3 protein-coding genes are annotated in these 1,938 nt (G+C 38.9%); all 3 read right to left on the reverse strand.

Going from position 1 to position 1,938, the window contains the following annotated elements; all coding sequences use genetic code 11:
- Positions 1 to 61: 61 nt before the first annotated feature.
- The 3 genes from KIV41_RS24600 to KIV41_RS24620 all read right to left on the reverse strand — a co-directional run bounded on the left by KIV41_RS24600 (position 62) and on the right by KIV41_RS24620 (position 1,810).
- Positions 62 to 469, reverse strand: a complete 408-nt coding sequence (locus tag KIV41_RS24600) for a hypothetical protein (RefSeq protein ID WP_025769012.1) — start codon at positions 467 to 469, stop codon at positions 62 to 64.
- Positions 470 to 607: 138 nt separating this feature from the next.
- On the reverse strand, positions 608 to 1,348 hold the full coding sequence (locus KIV41_RS24610) for a hypothetical protein (protein ID WP_215810213.1): 741 nt from the start codon (positions 1,346 to 1,348) through the stop codon (positions 608 to 610).
- 153 nt (positions 1,349 to 1,501) lie between these two features.
- Positions 1,502 to 1,810 (reverse strand): hypothetical protein, encoded by a 309-nt coding sequence (locus KIV41_RS24620; RefSeq protein WP_045372057.1) that lies wholly within the window; start codon positions 1,808 to 1,810, stop codon positions 1,502 to 1,504.
- Positions 1,811 to 1,938: the final 128 nt, after the last annotated feature.

Below are 1,938 nucleotides of genomic sequence, written 5' to 3' on the forward strand. Positions count from 1 at the left end.
CAACGCATAATGAAAATGCCACGCGTTGCGAATCCCTCTTAAACAGTTTGTTAGCTGTGTTTTACAACACGAGCTTTGCTCCCAACATACCGAGTACTGCGATAGTTACCATCGTAAACCAAAGGTAAATCATAAAAGATAGGCATAACGAAAATAAACCTCTCACAGCTTTATCTATGTTTGCACCTTCATCGTGCTGTAAAAAATACGCTAGTTCTGCTGTAGGTATTGACCCAGCAAAACTCTTAAATTTGAGCTTTACCATCATCAGGCCCATTGAGACTGGAAGACTAGATACTAGTAAAGTGATTCCCACCGAAATCCAGACATTCTCGGGGGATTCATTACCTAAAACTACTGCTGCCCCGAACAACACTAAAAGCATTCCCAGAAAGCCCTTAAAAGATGACAACAACGAGTCTCTTGTTTTTATATACAGCCAGAATAGCGGCTTATCATATTTTCTCATTTTTTCCTTAAACAGCTAACGCCCTGTTAAGGTGTGAGCAATGCAATACCGATGCCGCCGCATACCACCTTAAACACTAAAGACAACGCATGGTAAAAATGCCACGCGTTGCGAATCACTCTTAAACAGTTTGTTAGGTTAATGTTCAACCGACGGCTTGATAAACATTTCCTTTGGGTATTTTTTCTTCATATGAGAGTAAAGTAACGAATGTAACATCATAAGATCTCTTTCAGTAGTTTGAAGCTGAGATAAAATCCTATCAGTTGAAGAAATCAAAGAACCTATAACCAATGGTTCAATTTCTTCCTCCACCTGTTCGAGCTTGAAACCATTTGAGGAAGCTATATGTTTACATGGTTCAACAAGTTCGGTCGTATAGTAATCAATGCGATTGTCAATATACTCCGTTATGGCAGAAGTGTTAAACTTACAATTCGATAGTTTTGCGAAGAAATTAGGATCATACCCACCGATTAGAAACGCGTACTTCTCTAAATCTAGCTTGTGAAGGTGGTCAACCGAATATCTAGGCATTATTAGATTTATACACTTCTCAGCATTTCCAGTTTCATAATCTTGATATACCTTTTTAATATATTCCCGAGTGACCCAAGCCTGGCTTAGTAGCTGAACTAACAGATAATTAGCGCTAGAAATATGCCTGTTACGCTCTTCCTCTCTTTTCTCACTCACAAGATGAATTAATGTAAATAGAGCAGCAATGGCTCCAGCTGATGATATCAAGTCACTTAGAGAATTCAGAACTTTAATTATATTAGTAGATTGTTCTGAGGCATAAGAAAAAACCACAGCAAACGCGTAGAATCCCAAAATCGCCCCAGCGATAACTTGTTTATATCTTGCAAAAAACTGCACGTTTTCTCCTATTTACCTAACGCCCTGTTAAGGTGTGAGTAACGCAATACTAATGCTCCCGCATACCACTTAAACACTAAAACCAACGCATATTGAAAATGCCACGCGTTGCGAATCACTCTTAAACAGATTGTTATACGTTCATTTTGCCAACTAGATAAACTTGCAGCTTTCGCTATCAAAAACTCTGGCTGCCAGTCCAATAGCCAAAAGTTCAATAATCTCTGCGTTTGCTTGAGACATTACGCAGTTAAAAGTGATAGCTCTTGGTTCATTTAAACTATCAACATCGAAATGAATCAAGACTTCTCCATTCTCGTACACAAACTGCTGTTGAGTTGGAATAAAGCCTAAAATACTATCAAATACTTGGTTTAACTTAAGAGGGTTGAACTCCATAGGAATCCAATCCTTTGGCAAGTCTTCAATTTCTGATTCTGTTTTTACGATAATTCCAATCATATGAACCTCAAGAACGTATAACGCCCTGTTAAGGGGTGAGCAACGCAATACCGAAACCGCCGCATACCACCTTAAACACTAAAGCCAACGCATAGTGAGAATGCCACGCGTTGCGAATCACTCTTAAA

It is taken from the genome of Vibrio sp. D401a, assembly GCF_030248515.1.
Taxonomy (GTDB): domain Bacteria; phylum Pseudomonadota; class Gammaproteobacteria; order Enterobacterales; family Vibrionaceae; genus Vibrio; species Vibrio rotiferianus.

Bases quoted from the DNA above. Each gene is read 5' to 3' on its own strand.
- KIV41_RS24600 (WP_025769012.1), bottom strand. From the start codon at position 469: ATGAGAAAATATGATAAGCCGCTATTCTGGCTGTATATAAAAACAAGA.
- KIV41_RS24620 (WP_045372057.1), bottom strand. From the start codon at position 1,810: ATGATTGGAATTATCGTAAAAACAGAATCAGAAATTGAAGACTTGCCA.